15 protein-coding genes are annotated in these 16,344 nt (G+C 59.8%); 8 read left to right on the top strand and 7 right to left on the bottom strand.

What is annotated here, in order from left to right:
* The first annotated feature begins 2 nt into the window (after positions 1-2).
* From larB (BQ5353_RS05960) to BQ5353_RS05940, 5 genes are all read left to right on the top strand, one after another.
* Positions 3-761 carry a nickel pincer cofactor biosynthesis protein LarB gene (larB, locus tag BQ5353_RS05960; protein WP_054332269.1) on the top strand — a complete coding sequence of 253 codons (759 nt, stop codon included), beginning with the start codon at positions 3-5 and terminating at the stop codon, positions 759-761.
* Positions 758-2,776 (top strand): ATP-dependent sacrificial sulfur transferase LarE, encoded by a 2,019-nt coding sequence (gene larC, locus BQ5353_RS13440; RefSeq protein ID WP_071427479.1) that lies wholly within the window; start codon positions 758-760, stop codon positions 2,774-2,776. The genes larB (BQ5353_RS05960) and larC (BQ5353_RS13440) overlap by 4 nt, the downstream gene beginning before the upstream one ends.
* A gap of 17 nt (positions 2,777-2,793) precedes the next feature.
* A complete protein-coding gene (larB, locus tag BQ5353_RS05950; protein ID WP_054332269.1) occupies positions 2,794-3,552 on the top strand; it encodes a nickel pincer cofactor biosynthesis protein LarB in 759 nt (252 codons plus the stop codon).
* Positions 3,549-4,829 carry a nickel pincer cofactor biosynthesis protein LarC gene (gene larC, locus BQ5353_RS05945; RefSeq protein ID WP_054332268.1) on the top strand — a complete coding sequence of 427 codons (1,281 nt, stop codon included), beginning with the start codon at positions 3,549-3,551 and terminating at the stop codon, positions 4,827-4,829. The genes larB (BQ5353_RS05950) and larC (BQ5353_RS05945) overlap by 4 nt, the downstream gene beginning before the upstream one ends.
* Before the next feature lie 167 nt (positions 4,830-4,996).
* Positions 4,997-5,977, top strand: coding sequence for a DUF3658 domain-containing protein (locus BQ5353_RS05940; protein ID WP_054332283.1), 981 nt, complete (start codon positions 4,997-4,999; stop codon positions 5,975-5,977).
* A gap of 43 nt (positions 5,978-6,020) precedes the next feature.
* On the opposite strand, the gene BQ5353_RS05935 is transcribed toward BQ5353_RS05940, so the two are convergent.
* Positions 6,021-6,407, bottom strand: coding sequence for a MerR family transcriptional regulator (locus BQ5353_RS05935; protein ID WP_054332267.1), 387 nt, complete (start codon positions 6,405-6,407; stop codon positions 6,021-6,023).
* 115 nt (positions 6,408-6,522) lie between these two features.
* Positions 6,523-7,671, bottom strand: coding sequence for an aldo/keto reductase (locus tag BQ5353_RS05930; RefSeq protein ID WP_054332266.1), 1,149 nt, complete (start codon positions 7,669-7,671; stop codon positions 6,523-6,525).
* A gap of 198 nt (positions 7,672-7,869) precedes the next feature.
* On the opposite strand from BQ5353_RS05930, the gene BQ5353_RS05925 reads away from it, so the two are divergent.
* Entirely contained in the window at positions 7,870-8,436 is a 567-nt protein-coding gene (locus tag BQ5353_RS05925) for a hypothetical protein (RefSeq protein WP_054332265.1), read from the top strand.
* Between the two features lie 154 nt (positions 8,437-8,590).
* On the opposite strand, the gene BQ5353_RS05920 is transcribed toward BQ5353_RS05925, so the two are convergent.
* The 5 genes from BQ5353_RS05920 to kdpA all read right to left on the bottom strand — a co-directional run bounded on the left by BQ5353_RS05920 (position 8,591) and on the right by kdpA (position 14,316).
* Entirely contained in the window at positions 8,591-9,466 is an 876-nt protein-coding gene (locus tag BQ5353_RS05920) for a hypothetical protein (RefSeq protein WP_071427478.1), read from the bottom strand.
* Positions 9,467-9,468: 2 nt separating this feature from the next.
* Positions 9,469-10,071 (bottom strand): potassium-transporting ATPase subunit KdpC, encoded by a 603-nt coding sequence (gene kdpC / locus BQ5353_RS05915; protein ID WP_054332262.1) that lies wholly within the window; start codon positions 10,069-10,071, stop codon positions 9,469-9,471.
* A gap of 91 nt (positions 10,072-10,162) precedes the next feature.
* Positions 10,163-10,303 (bottom strand): hypothetical protein, encoded by a 141-nt coding sequence (locus BQ5353_RS12885; RefSeq protein WP_154667584.1) that lies wholly within the window; start codon positions 10,301-10,303, stop codon positions 10,163-10,165.
* A gap of 101 nt (positions 10,304-10,404) precedes the next feature.
* A complete protein-coding gene (gene kdpB, locus BQ5353_RS05905; protein WP_054332260.1) occupies positions 10,405-12,474 on the bottom strand; it encodes a potassium-transporting ATPase subunit KdpB in 2,070 nt (689 codons plus the stop codon).
* An 18-nt stretch (positions 12,475-12,492) separates the two neighbouring features.
* Positions 12,493-14,316, bottom strand: coding sequence for a potassium-transporting ATPase subunit KdpA (kdpA, locus tag BQ5353_RS05900; RefSeq protein WP_071427477.1), 1,824 nt, complete (start codon positions 14,314-14,316; stop codon positions 12,493-12,495).
* A gap of 292 nt (positions 14,317-14,608) precedes the next feature.
* Between kdpA and BQ5353_RS05895 the strand changes: the two genes are divergently transcribed.
* Positions 14,609-14,848, top strand: a complete 240-nt coding sequence (locus tag BQ5353_RS05895) for a hypothetical protein (RefSeq protein WP_054332259.1) — start codon at positions 14,609-14,611, stop codon at positions 14,846-14,848.
* Between the two features lie 163 nt (positions 14,849-15,011).
* The gene (locus BQ5353_RS05890; RefSeq protein WP_071427476.1) at positions 15,012-15,869 is read left to right on the top strand and encodes a cache domain-containing protein; all 858 of its coding nucleotides are present in this window, start codon (positions 15,012-15,014) and stop codon (positions 15,867-15,869) included.
* The last annotated feature ends 475 nt before the right edge of the window (positions 15,870-16,344 follow it).

Raw genomic sequence — 16,344 nt, 5'->3', positions numbered from 1 at the left:
CGATGAACCAGCAGATTTTGGGGCTTTTGCGGCAGGTGGAGGCGGGGACCCTCTCCGCCGAGGAGGCCATGCTTCATCTGAAGATGGAGCCCTTCGAAGAGGTGGGAAACTTCGCTAAGCTGGACCACCACCGGGCCCTTCGCCAAGGGGCGGCAGAGGTGATCTACGGCGCGGGCAAGACCCCGGAACAGATCCAACAGATCGCCAAGGCCATGCAGGATAGCGGCCAATCCACCATCTTGATCACCCGGATGGCCCAGGAGGCCGCAGACTATGTGGGCAAATCCCTTCGCCTGCGGTACGACCCTCTCAGCCGGGTGGGCATCGTCGGGGAATTGCCGCCGGCAGACGGCGTGGGCAAAATCGTGGTGGCCACCGGGGGTACCAGCGACATGCCGGTGGCGGAGGAGGCTGCCCTCACCGCCGAGGCTTTGGGCAACCAGGTGGTCCGCCTTTACGATGTGGGGGTAGCGGGGCTGCACCGGCTTCTCTCCCACCTGGAGGACCTGATGAGCGCCCAGGTTGTCATCGCCATCGCGGGGATGGAAGGCGCCCTTTGCAGCGTCATCGGCGGCCTGGTGGATTGCCCGGTGATCGGCGTGCCCACCAGTGTGGGGTACGGGGCTTCCTTCCAGGGGCTGTCGGCCCTGCTTTCCATGCTCAACTCCTGCGCCAGCGGGGTGAGCGTGGTCAACATTGACAACGGATTTGGGGCTGGGTATCTGGCCAGTATGATCAATCATATGGAGGGAAAACGATGAAAACTTTGTATCTGGAATGCAACATGGGCGCGGCTGGCGATATGCTGATGGCGGCGCTGCTGGAGCTGATCCCCGACCGGGAGGCCTTTGTGGAGGAGATGAATGCCCTGGGCCTTCCCGGGGTGCATGTGGCGCTGGAGCCCGCGGTCCGCTGCGGGGTCACCGGTTCCCATGTTTCGGTCACTGTTCACGGGACGGAGGAGGAGAGCGTAGACGTTCCCCTTGCTCATGAGCATCCCCATGTCCATGAGCACCCCCACGACCATGAGCATCCCCACGACCACGACCACGAGCACCCCCACGATCACGGCCATTCTCATGACCATGATCACTCCCATAGCCATTCCCATTCTGCTTTGGGGGATATCCGCCACTGGATCAGTCATCTGCCGGTAAGCGACAAGGTAAAGGCGGATGCGGTGGGGGTGTATACCCTGATCGCCGAAGCGGAAGGTCACGCCCACGGCATGCCTGTGGAGGAAATTCACTTCCACGAGGTGGGCACCTTGGATGCCGTGGCGGATGTGGTGGGCGTCTGCCTTCTGATGGAGAAGATCGCCCCCGACCGTGTGGTGGCATCCCCCATCCATGTGGGCTGCGGCCAGGTTCAGTGCGCCCACGGCGTCCTGCCAGTGCCCGCCCCTGCCACTGCCTATATCCTGCGGGAGGTGCCCATCTACGGCGGCAGCATCCAAGGCGAGCTGTGCACCCCCACCGGCGCGGCGCTGCTCAAATACTTTGCCGATTCCTTCGGCGCCATGCCGGTGATGGAGATCGAAGCCACCGGTTATGGCATGGGGACCAAGGAGTTTGAAGCCGCCAACTGTGTCCGCGCCCATCTGGGGCACACCTCCGGCCAGGTGGGGGAGGTTGCGGAGCTCTCCTGCAACCTGGACGACATGACCCCGGAAGCCATCGGCTTTGCCCAGGAAATCCTGTTGGAGGCCGGGGTGCTGGATGTGTTCACCACTCCCATTGGGATGAAGAAATCCCGGCCTGGGGTGATGCTCACCTGCCTGTGCCGCCAGGAGGACGGGGAGAAGTTTGCCAAGCTGATGCTTCGCCACACCACCACTTTGGGCGTCCGGGAGCACACCTGCCGCCGCTATACCCTGGAGCGGGAGGAGACGGTGGAAGAGACTGCCTATGGCCCGGTGCGGGTGAAGCATGCTCACGGCGACGGGGTGGAAAAGTCCAAACCGGAGTATGAGGACGTGGCTAAAATTGCCCGGGAAAAAGGGATGNGACACTCCAAACAAGGAGGGAACAACATGGAACTCAGTGAATTTTTCCGGGAGAATCCCCGGGCGGCCCTGGGCTTTTCCGGCGGGGTGGACTCCGCCTATCTCCTTTGGGCCGGCCTCCACTGGGGGGCGGACATCCGGCCCTATTATGTGAAAACCGCCTTCCAGCCCCAATTTGAGCTGGAGGACGCCCTGCGCCTCGGCCGGGAGCTGGGGGTAGAGGTCACCGTGCTGGAACAGGATATTCTCTCCCATCCCTTGGTGGCGGCCAACCCCGCCGACCGGTGTTACCACTGCAAATCCGCCCTGTTTGGGGCTTTGGCCCAGGCGGCAGCCCAAGACGGCTATTCCCTGATCATCGACGGCACCAACGCCTCTGATGACGCAGGCGACCGGCCGGGGATGCGGGCGCTGAAAGAGCTTTCGGTCCGCTCCCCCCTGCGGGAGTGCGGCCTCACCAAAGGGGTGATCCGGGAAAAATCCAAGGAGGCAGGCCTTTTTACCTGGGATAAGCCCGCCTATGCCTGCCTGGCCACCCGGATTCCCACCGGGGTGCCCATCACCGGGGAAATCCTCCGGCGGGTGGAACAGGCGGAGGACCAGCTGTTCCGGATGAGGTACACCGACTTCCGGGTGCGGGTGCTGGGGGATGCAGCCCGGCTTCAGTTCCCGGAAAACCAGTTGGAACGGGCGTTTGGGGAGCGGGAGGCCATCCGGCAGGCTCTTGCGGCGACCTTCCCAGAGGTGCTCCTCGATTTAAAAACCCGGTAAAAGGAGAGAAAAAGACGATGAACCAGCAGATTTTGGGGCTTTTGCGGCAGGTGGAGGCGGGGACCCTCTCCGCCGAGGAGGCCATGCTTCATCTGAAGATGGAGCCCTTCGAAGAGGTGGGAAACTTCGCTAAGCTGGACCACCACCGGGCCCTTCGCCAAGGGGCGGCAGAGGTGATCTACGGCGCGGGCAAGACCCCGGAACAGATCCAACAGATCGCCAAGGCCATGCAGGATAGCGGCCAATCCACCATCTTGATCACCCGGATGGCCCAGGAGGCCGCAGACTATGTGGGCAAATCCCTTCGCCTGCGGTACGACCCTCTCAGCCGGGTGGGCATCGTCGGGGAATTGCCGCCGGCAGACGGCGTGGGCAAAATCGTGGTGGCCACCGGGGGTACCAGCGACATGCCGGTGGCGGAGGAGGCTGCCCTCACCGCCGAGGCTTTGGGCAACCAGGTGGTCCGCCTTTACGATGTGGGGGTAGCGGGGCTGCACCGGCTTCTCTCCCACCTGGAGGACCTGATGAGCGCCCAGGTTGTCATCGCCATCGCGGGGATGGAAGGCGCCCTTTGCAGCGTCATCGGCGGCCTGGTGGATTGCCCGGTGATCGGCGTGCCCACCAGTGTGGGGTACGGGGCTTCCTTCCAGGGGCTGTCGGCCCTGCTTTCCATGCTCAACTCCTGCGCCAGCGGGGTGAGCGTGGTCAACATTGACAACGGATTTGGGGCTGGGTATCTGGCCAGTATGATCAATCATATGGAGGGAAAACGATGAAAACTTTGTATCTGGAATGCAACATGGGCGCGGCTGGCGATATGCTGATGGCGGCGCTGCTGGAGCTGATCCCCGACCGGGAGGCCTTTGTGGAGGAGATGAATGCCCTGGGCCTTCCCGGGGTGCATGTGGCGCTGGAGCCCGCGGTCCGCTGCGGGGTCACCGGTTCCCATGTTTCGGTCACTGTTCACGGGACGGAGGAGGAGAGCGTAGACGTTCCCCTTGCTCATGAGCATCCCCATGTCCATGAGCACCCCCACGACCATGAGCATCCCCACGACCACGACCACGAGCACCCCCACGATCACGGCCATTCTCATGACCATGATCACTCCCATAGCCATTCCCATTCTGCTTTGGGGGATATCCGCCACTGGATCAGTCATCTGCCGGTAAGCGACAAGGTAAAGGCGGATGCGGTGGGGGTGTATACCCTGATCGCCGAAGCGGAAGGTCACGCCCACGGCATGCCTGTGGAGGAAATTCACTTCCACGAGGTGGGCACCTTGGATGCCGTGGCGGATGTGGTGGGCGTCTGCCTTCTGATGGAGAAGATCGCCCCCGACCGTGTGGTGGCATCCCCCATCCATGTGGGCTGCGGCCAGGTTCAGTGCGCCCACGGCGTCCTGCCAGTGCCCGCCCCTGCCACTGCCTATATCCTGCGGGAGGTGCCCATCTACGGCGGCAGCATCCAAGGCGAGCTGTGCACCCCCACCGGCGCGGCGCTGCTCAAATACTTTGCCGATTCCTTCGGCGCCATGCCGGTGATGGAGATCGAAGCCACCGGTTATGGCATGGGGACCAAGGAGTTTGAAGCCGCCAACTGTGTCCGCGCCCATCTGGGGCACACCTCCGGCCAGGTGGGGGAGGTTGCGGAGCTCTCCTGCAACCTGGACGACATGACCCCGGAAGCCATCGGCTTTGCCCAGGAAATCCTGTTGGAGGCCGGGGTGCTGGATGTGTTCACCACTCCCATTGGGATGAAGAAATCCCGGCCTGGGGTGATGCTCACCTGCCTGTGCCGCCAGGAGGACGGGGAGAAGTTTGCCAAGCTGATGCTTCGCCACACCACCACTTTGGGCGTCCGGGAGCACACCTGCCGCCGCTATACCCTGGAGCGGGAGGAGACGGTGGAAGAGACTGCCTATGGCCCGGTGCGGGTGAAGCATGCTCACGGCGACGGGGTGGAAAAGTCCAAACCGGAGTATGAGGACGTGGCTAAAATTGCCCGGGAAAAAGGGATGACCTTTGCTCAGGCAAGCCAATTGGTAAAATAAAAAAATGCCGCCCGCCGCAGATGCGGCGGGCGGCACTCTTTCATCGCCTATCCTTCCGGCAGGAAGGTGTGGTACAATAACTACAGACAAAACCTCACCGCCATTCTTAAGTCTTGTGCAGATTTTATGGGATACGAAAATCAATGGAAACCGAAGGGGGAAGCATCGTGTTAGAGATCGTTTTTGGCAGCAGTGCCCAGGGCAGCCTGCGGGCCGCCCAAAACTATGGAAGAGGGAAGCGCCCTGGAACCGCTGTGGGGATTGGGGTTCTGTATCGAGATGGGGAAACGCCTTCCCCTGAGGAGTTGGAGAAGGCGAGAAAGCAGGCAGAGGAACGGGAGCGCCAGACTTGGGAAAAGGGTGCTCCTCTCGGGGGGACGCCGCAGGACATTTTCTGCTTTGATCTTGCCCTGAGCGTGGGGGATATTACAGAAGAGATACCCGGTCCCCGCCGCCAGCAGGCGATGGAAGAACTGTACAGTGCCGCTGCTCCAAAAGATTGCCGCAAGGAGGTGGAGGCGCAGCTGCGGCGGGCCAATGAAGGGTTGGAAGCGGCAAAGAGGCGGGCTTCCCAGGGGGAAGCTGTCCGCATTTGGTACAGCAGCCAGCCCGATGAAGTCTGCGGGATGCACTGGTTTTTAAGCCAGCTGGCCCAATGGGGGAGGGGCTGCGGGCCGGTGGCCTTGATCCGGCTTCCCCCCTGGGTACAGCGGGAGGATGGGGTGGTAGTCCGGAAAAGCGGATGGGGCCAGGTAAGGCCCGAGGAATGGAGTGGGTATCAATCTCTAGCCCAAACGGCCCCTTCAGCCTTTATCCAGGGCTGTGCCGCCCGGTGGCGGGAGCTGCAAAAGGAGAACGGGCCTTTGCGGGGGATGCTCAACGGCCAGCTGGTCAGTTTGCCGGAGGATGTGTACGACAGCTTTATCTTCCGGGAGATCGAAGCGGAACCGGAGGTGTTCCGGGAGGCGGAGGTCATTGGGCGGGTTCTGGGAAAGTACCAGCTGGGCATAGGGGACGGATGGATCGCCACCCGCATTGAGGGGATGATCCGCGCCGGGATGCTGGAGCCGGTCACCCAGCCGGAGCAGGGGATCCCCTACCGGCGGCAGCTGCGAAAGCGCCCTGGCTCCTGCCGCTCATCGAAATAAAACCGCGGAGGGTATACCCTCCGCGGTTTTATTTCGATGAGTTTTACCCTTTAAACTGGGCCATGGTGTTCTCCCAGTGGGGGTTCCACTGATCGTAGCGCTCGATCTTGTTTTCCAAAAGCTGCAAGGTGGCAAGCATCTCCTCGGTTTTGGCCTTCAAAAGATCCCGCTGTTCTATGAGAAGCTGTTTGCGGGCCTCCTGGGTACCATTCCCCCGTTGGTATAGGGAGACATATTCGATCAGCGCTTCCACCTGGACCCCGGCACGGCGCATACATTTGATGAAGGACACCCAGTTGCAGTCCTCCTCCGAATAATCCCGGAAGCCGGACTTGTTGCGGGTCACACTGGGGATAAGCCCCACCCGCTCATAGTACCGCAGGGTGTCGGCGGAGATGTCATATTGTCTACTCACTTCGGCTATGGTCATAAATCCTTCTCCCTTCTCCGTTTTGTTACCGGCCCAACTCTTTTAGGGCCCGTTGCTTTTTGCCAAACGAGCACTCCGATTCCACGGAACTTTTTATTTTGCCACAGTCAGGTGGTTATTTGCCGAACAGCACTTTGGCCTCCTGCATGGATTGAATCACCGGCACACCGAAAGGACAACGCTTTTCACAGGCGCCACAGGCGATACATTCCCCGGCGTGGTGGGCAAGAACCTCATAATGCTCCCGCACCGTTTCGGGAACAGTCCCTTGGGCTTTAGCCAGGTTGAGGAATTTATTCACCATGGCCACATCGATGCTGCGGGGGCAGGGCGCACAGTGGCCGCAGTACATGCAGTGGCCTTCCCAGCTGATGTTGGGGAAGGTGGAGAAGGTAGCGGCGTAATCCTTTTCCTCCTCCGAAGCGGACTCATAGGCGATGCTTCCCCGCAGCTCCTCTACCGAGCGGGCGCCGGCCAGCACGGTGGCCACGCCAGGACGGGTCAAAGCGTAGTGAAGGCACTGTATGGGGGTCAGGGCCTTGCCCGCCGGGGATAGGGTCTCGCTGAGCAGATCCCCGCCGCCAAAGGCTTTCATCACGGTAATGCCTACCCCCAGCCGCTGGCAGGTCTCATAGAGGGCCACCCGGGAGGGGTCAAAATTGACCATAGGGGAGGTGTAGTTGTCGTTGCTGTACAGTTCGGTGAGTTCCCTTGTGCCGGGCTGCAGGTCATAGCAGGGGTTGACACTGAACATCAGCACATCGATGAGGCCGCTGTTCACCGCCTCTAAGGCGGCAATGGGGTTGTGGCTGCTCATGCCGATGCAGCCGATGGCCCCAGCGGCTTTCAGCTCCTTCGCGTAGGCCATGACTGGGCCGTTTGCCACCTCGTTCCAATCTTCCAGGGTATCCACATAGTGGATCATCCCCACATCAATATAGTCGGTGCCCAGCCGTTCCAGCATGTCGGAAAATCCGGCTTTTACTTCTTCTATGCGGCGGGTCCGCTTGTACTGGCCGTTCTGCCAAATGGTGCACAGATGCCCTTGCAAGATAAATTTCTCCCGTCGGCCGGCCAGGGCCTGGCCCAGGGTGCTGCGGGCCTCTGGGTTGGAGGTGTATAGGTCTATGTAGTTAATGCCGGCCTCTTCACAGAGGTCGATCAAATCTTTGGTGAGGGCCCCGCCCTCCTCGATAAACCCTTCGCAGCCAATGCCGATTTCACTCACCTGTAAGCCGGTGCGGCCAAGTTCCCGATAGTTCATAAAAATGCCCTCCTTATTCCTATTGTCTCTATTCTATATCTTGGAGTAGGCTCCAAGTCAAGGGGTGAAGCCTATTTTGGTGGGCTGCCCGCCAATTTCTGTCGGAATTGCCTCCCTTCCCCGGGAATATCCGGCAGATTACCCGTTGACAGGGGATCGTTTTGTTGCTACCCTATCCCCAAAAGGAGGGGTATCCATATGAAACGGTTTTGGCTCACTTTGCTGGCGGCGGGGATTTTGGTGCTGGGAGGCTGTTCGCGCCGGGGTGAGGATTCTCCCTCCTCCCAGGTATCCGGGGCCGCGCCTTCCGGGGAAGGGGTGATCCGGACGCTGTACATCGGCAGGGGGGAAGATTTCCAGCAAGTCCCCCACACCTTTGAGGGGGAACCTACCCCAGATGCACTCATCGCCGCCATCGCCGAAGAGACGGGGTGGAATCTGGCCTTGGCGGAGCCGGTGACCAGTGGCAAAGGCGGGATGAGCGTGCTGTTTTCCAAGGAGAGCGCCCTGTTCACTGGGTTTCCAGACCCGCAGAAGGAAGAATACGCCGTGGATGGTCCCCAGGATTTGGCTTTCCACATCCTGGACAGCATCCAGCGGACCCTCCAATGGAACACCATCAATCCCCAGCTGGGGGACCCAGCCAACCTGGATGTTTACTTTGCAGTTGGGGGGAATGAGCCGCTCTCTTGGCTGGAATGGGGGATCGAGCTGCCGCTGGAGGAACCTTACCCTGGTTCGGCGGCCCTACAGCGGGTGGAGTAAAGGGGTTCGGGATGATAAAACAAGCGTGTACGCTGGTATGCCAGCGTACACGCTTGTTTTTATACAAAAAAGAAGAAGGGGCAAAAAAGAGCCCGGGCTTGGTGCAAGCCCGGGAAAAAGACAGGATAAAATGGGAAGTGAGTGTGAGATCAGCTTATTTCCAGTCCAGGGGAAATAGAAGTTTTAAGAAAATTTTTTCCGCCGGGCCGCCCTTGACCAGGTCGAACCGGAGAATCTGTCCTTGGGCATCTGTCACCTGGAAAAAACCCTCTTGCCGCTGGATGGAAAAGCCCAGCTCCTCCAGCACAACCCGCAGGGCCATCTCCCACTCCAGGAGGTGTGGGGCCTCACCGGAGCAGTAGGCGTCCCACAGCCAGTCAAATTCCAACGGCTGCACCCCGTCGGCTAAAAACGTTTGCCAAAGCTGTTCCTTCTGGGCGGCGGAAAGCAGGCCCAGAAGAGCCGGCTTCTCCGCCTCCGACCAGGCCAGATAGCAGAAGGCGCTCCCTGTGGTGGGAAGAAGGGAACATCCTGTGAGGAAAGGTTCCAGCTTCCGGGAGAGGGCGGCCAGCGGCGCCTGGGGGGAAAGTTGGGAGCACACCTGGGCAAGGGAACTTGCGGTATCAGCGGATTCTGTTTCCAGCTGTAGGCAGAGCCCCTCCATGGAATCAAAGGGCCGGCCAGACACCGAATGAAGGCGGATGATCCCCCGGCCCCCCTCCCGCCGGATGGTCAGTTGGCCAGTCTCCCGGTCGCCGGTTGTCCCGTAGAGGGACAGCGGCCAGTGGTCGGAAACCGCGGCAATGGTGTCGCCGAAGGAATCCGCCAAGTCCTTCCAAGAATAGGCCACATCCCGGTAGAGCAGCAGGAGGGTGGGCCGCCCGTCCTTGTACAAGGGGAAGGGCTGGGTGGAGAACAAATCACTGACACTGCAGACCAGCCGGAGCAACCGGTCGGTGGGGGAGGCCTCCACAAGGGACGGCGAAAGTGGGAAGGTCTTTTCCAGAGCAAGGCGGTAGGGGTACAACATGGTTACCCCTCCTTCAGGATGCCGTCTAGAGCCAGGTTGACCTGAAGGACATTGACCCGGGGTTCCCCGAAAATCCCCAGGAAGCGGCCGGTGGTGTACTGGTCAATGATCTTCTGTACCTCTTCTTCCGAAATCCCCCGCGCCGCCGCGATGCGGGGCACTTGGTAAGCGGCGGCGGCAGGGGAAATCTCCGGGTCCAGGCCGCTGCCGGAGCAGGTGACCAGATCCACCGGGATGGGCTGGTCCGCCATGGCTGGGTTGGATGCCCGCAGGGCTTCTACCCGCTGAGCGACCAGTTCCTCCATCTCTTCCCCGGCGGGGCTCTTGTTGGAAGCCCAGGCATACATCACCGGCTGGCCGTCCTCATCGGTAAAAGAGCTGGTGTCCACTGTCATAATCCGGCCCCACAGGTGGCCTTCATCGGCAAACGGCTGGCCCAGCAGCTGGGAGCCGTAGGTTTTGCCGTCGATTTCAAGGATGCTGCCATTTGCCTGCCACGGAAAGAATACCTGGCCAATGCCGGTGACAAGCAGCGTGTAGGCGAGGCCGCAGACAACACTCATGGCGGCCAGCATACCGGTGGCGCGAATCAGGATTTGTTTCATAGGGAAAGAACCTCCTTTGGGGCCGGCCGTGGGAAAGAGGGCCGGCACACTGGTTGGGTGAATGGGTGGAAGGGGAGCTTGTACCCGTCGGTTACAGCAGGGCGGCAATCACGGTGAGAGGATATACTAGCACCATGGCAGCTGCGGTGAGGGCGGCTACGGTGCCGGAGCCCAGCAAGAGGAGCAGGGCGGGCAAGGTGATATAAGGGCAAACGTCCAGCCCCCGATTCACCAAGAAGATCCCCCGCTCTCTGCAGGTGCGGAACCATCCCCGTCTGGGACATTCCAGGGGCAAAGCGCAACCGTTGGAGTACATAGGAACAACCCCTTTCTTTACAGCACCCCCAGTAAGGGGGCGACGATACAGTCGATGAGTTTAATGGCGGCAAAGGGGACTAGGATGCCCCCCACACCGTAGACCAGCAGGTTGTGGCGCAGGAGTTTCCCGGCAGGGACCTCCTGATAGGCCACCCCTTTCAGGGCCAGGGGAATCAGCGCAACAATGATCAGCGCGTTGTAAATCAGCGCGGAGAGGATGGCGCTGGACGGGCTTTGCAGCCCCATGATGTTCAAGGCGGCAAGGCCGGGATACAGGCTCATGAAAATAGCCGGAATAATGGCGAAGTACTTGGCGATGTCGTTGGCGATGGAGAAGGTGGTCAGGCTCCCGCGGGTCATCAGCAGCTGTTTGCCGATCCGCACGATGTCGATTAGCTTGGTGGGGGAGGAGTCCAAATCAACCATGTTGCCCGCCTCTTTAGCCGCCTGGGTGCCGGAGTTCATAGCCACGGCCACATCGGCCTGGGCCAAAGCGGGGGCGTCGTTGGTGCCGTCACCAGTCATGGCTACCAAATGGCCTTGGGCCTGGTACTGGCGGATCATGTCCAGCTTGGCCTCAGGGGTGGCCTCTGCCAGAAAGTCGTCCACCCCCGCCTCCGCGGCGATGGCGGCGGCGGTCACCGGGTTGTCGCCGGTGATCATAATGGTGCGGATGCCCATCCGCCGCAGGTCGGCGAATTTTTCTTTCACACCGTCCTTGACGATGTCCTTTAAGTGGATGACCCCTAGGATCTTGTGATTTTTGGCCACTACCAGGGGGGTTCCGCCTTGGCGGGCCACCTGGTCTACCAGATTGCGGCATTCCTCGCTGTAGACCCCTCCAGCTCCTTCCACATAGGCCCGAACCGCGTCAGCCGCGCCTTTGCGGATCTCGCCGCCGTCGTAGTCCACGCCGCTCATCCGGGTTTGGGCGGTGAAGGGGACAAAGGTCAAGTGCTGGTCGGAGAGTTCCCGGCCCCGCAGGCCAAATTTTTCTTTGGCCAGGACCACCACCGACCGGCCCTCGGGGGTCTCGTCCGCCAGGGAAGAGAGCTGGGCAGCGTCGGCAAGTTCCTGTTCCGGGCAGCCGTCCACCGGTAAAAAGGCGGTTGCCTGCCGGTTGCCCAGGGTGATGGTGCCGGTTTTGTCCAGCAGAAGGACATCCACATCGCCGGCGGCTTCAATGGCCCGGCCGCTCATGGCCAGTACGTTAGCCTGGTTCAGGCGGCTCATGCCGGCGATGCCGATAGCTGACAGCAGGGCGCCGATGGTGGTGGGGGCCAGGCAGATCAGCAGCGCCACCAACCACACCACCGAGGTGGGATTGGCGATATCCGCCAAGGCGGCGGAGAAATGGGAATAGGAGTACAGGGATGCGGTGACCAAAACAAAGATGATGGAAAGGGCCACCAGCAGGATTTCCAGGGCGATCTCGTTGGGGGTCTTTTTCCGGTTTGCCCCCTCCACCATGGCGATCATTTTATCCAGGAAGCTCTGTCCGGCCTCCTGGGTCACCCGGACTACCAGCCAGTCGGAGAGTACGGTGGTGCCGCCGGTGACAGCGGAACGGTCGCCGCCCGCCTCCCGGATGACCGGGGCCGATTCGCCGGTGATGGCGCTTTCATCCACACTGGCGGCCCCGTCCACCACCTCGCCGTCTGCGGCGATCTGCTCCCCGGCGTTTACCAAGAACAAATCCCCTCGTTTGAGGGTGGCGCCAGGGACGTCAAAGAAGGTGCTGTGGTTGTGGACATCCTCCAATTTGTGGGCGGATACATCCTTTTTTGAGGCCCGCAGGGAATCCGCCTGGGCTTTGCCCCGGCCCTCTGCAATGGCCTCTGCAAAGTTGGAGAAGAGGCAGGTCAGCCACAGGATGACCGCAATGGCCAGAATAAACCCGCTGGTGACAATGCCGTCGGAGATACCGCCCAAGGAGAGGGCAAACAATACGGTGGTCAGCAGCGCGGAGAGGTATACAAGGAACATGACAGGGTTTTTGACCTGTTCCCGCGGGTCAAGCTTGGTGAAGGAATCCTTCAAAGCCCGCATCAGCATGGAACGGCGGCCGGATTTTGTCTCTTTCATAGTGGAATTATACCTCCCTTAACCGATCCCGATCATTTGGGTGAACTCGGCGATGGGCCCCAGGGACAAAGCTGGGAAGAAGCTCAATGCGCCGACAATCAGCACGATCAGGATGAGAAGAAATACAAACATGGGGTTGCAGGTGGACAGGGTGCCGGCGCTGGCGGCAACCTTCTTCTTTTGGGCCATACTGCCCGCGATTGCAAGGGTTGCCACCATGGGCACAAGCCGGGCGAAGATCATCACCAGCCCTAAGCTACAGTTGAGAAAGGGGGTGTTGCAGTTCATGCCGGCGAAGGCGGAGCCGTTGTTGCCGCCAGCGGAAGAATAGGCGTACAGGACTTCGGAAAAGCCATGGGCTCCGGCGTTGTTCAGGCTCTCTATGGTGGAGGGGAGCAGGGTCGCGATGCCGCTGCCCACCAGGATGGCGATGGGGGTGGCAAGGCAGACAAGGACGGCCATCCGCATCTCTTTGGGGCCGATTTTTTTGCCCAGGTATTCGGGGGTGCGCCCCACCATCAGTCCGGCGATGAAGACGGTGAGCAGCGCAAAGCCGATCATGCCGTACAGGCCGCAGCCTACGCCGCCGAAGATGACTTCGCCCAGCTGCATCTGGAGCATGGTCATCATGCCGCCGATGGGGGTATAGCTGTCGTGCATCGAGTTGACCGACCCATTGGATGCAGCGGTGGTAAAGGCCGCCCAGGTGGAGGAGGTGGTGATGCCGAAGCGGGTCTCCTTGCCCTCCATGTTGCCGCCGATGTTGCCTTCCCCGGCGGCGATGTCAACCGCGCCGTTCTGTGCCAGTTGGGGAGTGCCCGCCTGTTCGCTTGCGCCGATAACGCCCAGTGCGATGACCAGCAGGATAAACATGGCAAGGAAGATGGCGATGCCCTGCCGTTTATCCTTGATATTGCGCCCAAAGGTGAAGCAGAGGGCCGCGGGAATTAGCAGAAGGGAAATCATCTCCAGCAGATTGGAGGCGGGGCTGGGGTTTTCCAAGGGATGGGCGGAGTTGTTGCCCAGAATGCCGCCGCCGTTGGTGCCCAGCTGTTTGGGGGATACTTGGCTAGCCTGGGGGTAGAGGGGAACTATCTGTTTGGTGATAATTTGAGCATCCTCTACCAAAGCGCCGTCCAAGGTGACAGTGCCGGCCTCTGGGTCAATTTCCGCACCGGTGATCACGTTGCCTTCTGCATCTACAGCGAGAGGCTCCAACAAATCCACGGTGATGTTGCCGCCCAGGGATTGGGGCACGCCCAAGCCCACAAGGGCAATGGACATCACCAAAGACAGGGGGAGCATCACATACAGTACCGACCGGGTCAAGTCCACCCAAAAGTTGCCGATGGCGCTGGCCTTGGTGCGCACGAAACCGCGGATCAGGGCGAACAGCACGGCGATGCCTGCGCCTGCGGAGACAAAGTTCTGGACGGTCAAGCCCATGGCCTGGGAGAAGTTGGAGAGGGTGACCTCCCCGGAATAGGACTGCCAGTTGGTATTGGTGGCGAAGCTGGAGGCGGTGTTAAAGGCCAGGTGCCAGCTCAGCCCCTCCATGCCCTGGGGGTTCCAAGGCAGCAGGTCTTGGAATTTTAAGATGAGGGTAAGTACAAAAAGACTGATAAAGAAAAACGCAAGGGAACAAGCAGCGTATTTTTTCCAGCCCATCTCTTCATCCTCGTGGATGCCCAAAATACGGTAGAAGCCTTTTTCACAGGGCCGCAGGATTTTGGAGAGGAACACCGGCTCGTTGTTCATGACTTTGCCGATATAGCTGCCCAGCGGGATAGCCAGCGCCACCAGGATGATTAGGTACAGTGCATATTGGATGAGTGCATTCATGGTTTATTGATCCTCCTTCATCAAGGTCCAGGCCAGGTAGGCCAATACGGCGACTGTTGAAATCCCAATGCCGCAGAGAATGAGTTGCATCAAAATCCCTCCTTTATCAACGGTCAAATCATACCGCAAAAGAAATAAGAGTGCCGTTAGAACAAAAGCTGTCCGCATAAATGTTAAATTAAGAAGCCCACAGGATGCCGTGCGCCTTAATGCGACTTTAACGCCTTGGAGGGGAATGCTCACACCATCGTTACATGCAATCCAGTACAATAGAGTCAAAGGATGTGATTGTATGAAGACATTGCTGTTGTTGGGGTGTCTGTTTTTCAGTGTTATGGCCGGCTATTGGCTGATGGTGAAGCTGGACGGGTTCCTCGCCCGCGGAGGGATCCGCCCCTATTGGGATGAGGAAGAGGAGGAGATGTCCGGCGGCGCTGTATACCAAGCGGAGGAATCCCGGCAGAGGGAAGAGGATTGGGATCCGGAAGCTGACCATGTCCCCTGGGGGAATCTGCACACCCGCCGGCAATAGGGAAGCTTCGCCTTTTTCCATTCATTTCCCAGGAAAACAAGGCTTTTGATTGTTTTTCCACAGGTGCTTTGGTATAATAAAACCGAAGAAGATCCGGCCGTGGAGGCCGTCTTTTGGAAACCAAAGCCCCGGTGTGGGGGAATTTGTAAAAGGAAGTGGATTTATGCTCGATAAAATCCTGTATTCCAAGCAGTTAAAACGCATTTTGGTGCTGTTTACCGCCCTATCGGCCCTCTGCCTTATCCTGTCGCTGACCTATCCCTTGGCCCGCAAAGCCCAGGCAGTCAACCAGGTGGGGGAGAGGAGCCTTTCTTCCATGACCTCTTTCTCGCTGGCTATGACCTATTACAGCGATGAGGAGATCAGCCGCCTCGCCCGGGAACCGGGCATGGATGACAGCTATAAATCCCTCTGTGGCCTTTTGACTTCGGTAAAAGATGCATATGGATACAACCGGGTCTACCTTTTGTATAAAGGGGTGGGCGGAAAACTGTATACCCTTTTGGACTCCGGCTATCGGGACAACGCCCGGGAAGGGGTGGACTACAACGGCCCTACCACCCAGTATAAACCGCTGAGCGGCAAGGCGAAATCCGCCATTGACAAGGTGTTCTCCAAGAAGGAGCCTCGGATCACTGCCGGGGGCATCGCCGAGACGGTGGATGGGGTCAAGGTGGTGAGCAGTTATGTGCCGGTGTACAGCCGCTCCGGGGAGATCATTGCCGTGTTGGGGGTGGATGCCGGCCTTTCCTCCGGGATGGTGTTTGACCGGGTGGGGGTCATCGACCTCAACTGGCTGGCGGGAATTTCGGCCATCTGCGGTGCGACCGGTGTGCTGCTTCTTTACTTCTGGGTGAAGCTGATTCGCCGCCGGGCCAAGGCCGCTGCAGAACAGGCGGCCCAAGGGGTGGAAGCTCCAGAACCTCTCCAGCTAGCAGCGGAGGACCCCGCTCCAGAGGAGCCGGAGGCAGAGCAGCCTTCGGAGGATGCCCCCGACGGGGAGGATCCGCCTCGGCCATAAGATTAATCAAAAAGCGCCCTCCCCATAGCGGGGAGGGCGCTTTTCTGCGATGTTTTGCTGCTGGCCCGCATGGCAAGTGGCCGGCTGAGGCAATACGGGGAGTGAAAAAGTTTACATTCCATGGTTTTTCGGTGGGATAATGGGGCCCGTATTTCCATAAGGTATTTACCGTGGTCAGCGAGGCCCGCCACCGGATAACTCTATAAAAAGCCCATTGGGGGGCCCAATTTAGACGAAACGGGGCTTTCGGGTTTGGAGGAAGCCCTCAGAGGGCGGCGGTTCTTTTGAGTTATGCAAAGTTCCAGAGGAGAGCCCCCAGGGGGATGAAGACCCTTCAGGGAGGGGACAGTTTGCAGAGGATTTTCCCCCACCAGCTTGCATAAGGGACAAATGGGATTCCCACACTACTTCTGTAGCCTGAACTTTTCGACAACGGGGCGTTTCCCATTGCTTTTTTTCAAGATTGTGCTATGAT

The organism is Merdimmobilis hominis (assembly GCF_900104615.1).
Taxonomy (GTDB): Bacteria; Bacillota; Clostridia; order Oscillospirales; family Ruminococcaceae; genus Merdimmobilis; species Merdimmobilis hominis.
The sequence above is the reverse complement of the archived record's forward strand: the minus strand, read 5'-3'. Positions and strand labels throughout refer to the sequence as shown.

Bases quoted from the DNA above. Each gene is read 5' to 3' on its own strand.
- BQ5353_RS05890 (WP_071427476.1), top strand. From the start codon at position 15,012: ATGCTCGATAAAATCCTGTATTCCAAGCAGTTAAAACGCATTTTGGTG.
- BQ5353_RS05920 (WP_071427478.1), bottom strand. From the start codon at position 9,466: ATGTTGTACCCCTACCGCCTTGCTCTGGAAAAGACCTTCCCACTTTCG.
- kdpB (WP_054332260.1), bottom strand. From the start codon at position 12,474: ATGAAAGAGACAAAATCCGGCCGCCGTTCCATGCTGATGCGGGCTTTG.
- larB (WP_054332269.1), top strand. From the start codon at position 3: ATGAACCAGCAGATTTTGGGGCTTTTGCGGCAGGTGGAGGCGGGGACC.
- BQ5353_RS05895 (WP_054332259.1), top strand. From the start codon at position 14,609: ATGAAGACATTGCTGTTGTTGGGGTGTCTGTTTTTCAGTGTTATGGCC.
- larC (WP_054332268.1), top strand. From the start codon at position 3,549: ATGAAAACTTTGTATCTGGAATGCAACATGGGCGCGGCTGGCGATATG.
- BQ5353_RS05925 (WP_054332265.1), top strand. From the start codon at position 7,870: ATGAAACGGTTTTGGCTCACTTTGCTGGCGGCGGGGATTTTGGTGCTG.
- kdpA (WP_071427477.1), bottom strand. From the start codon at position 14,316: ATGAATGCACTCATCCAATATGCACTGTACCTAATCATCCTGGTGGCG.
- kdpC (WP_054332262.1), bottom strand. From the start codon at position 10,071: ATGAAACAAATCCTGATTCGCGCCACCGGTATGCTGGCCGCCATGAGT.
- larB (WP_054332269.1), top strand. From the start codon at position 2,794: ATGAACCAGCAGATTTTGGGGCTTTTGCGGCAGGTGGAGGCGGGGACC.
- BQ5353_RS05935 (WP_054332267.1), bottom strand. From the start codon at position 6,407: ATGACCATAGCCGAAGTGAGTAGACAATATGACATCTCCGCCGACACC.
- BQ5353_RS05930 (WP_054332266.1), bottom strand. From the start codon at position 7,671: ATGAACTATCGGGAACTTGGCCGCACCGGCTTACAGGTGAGTGAAATC.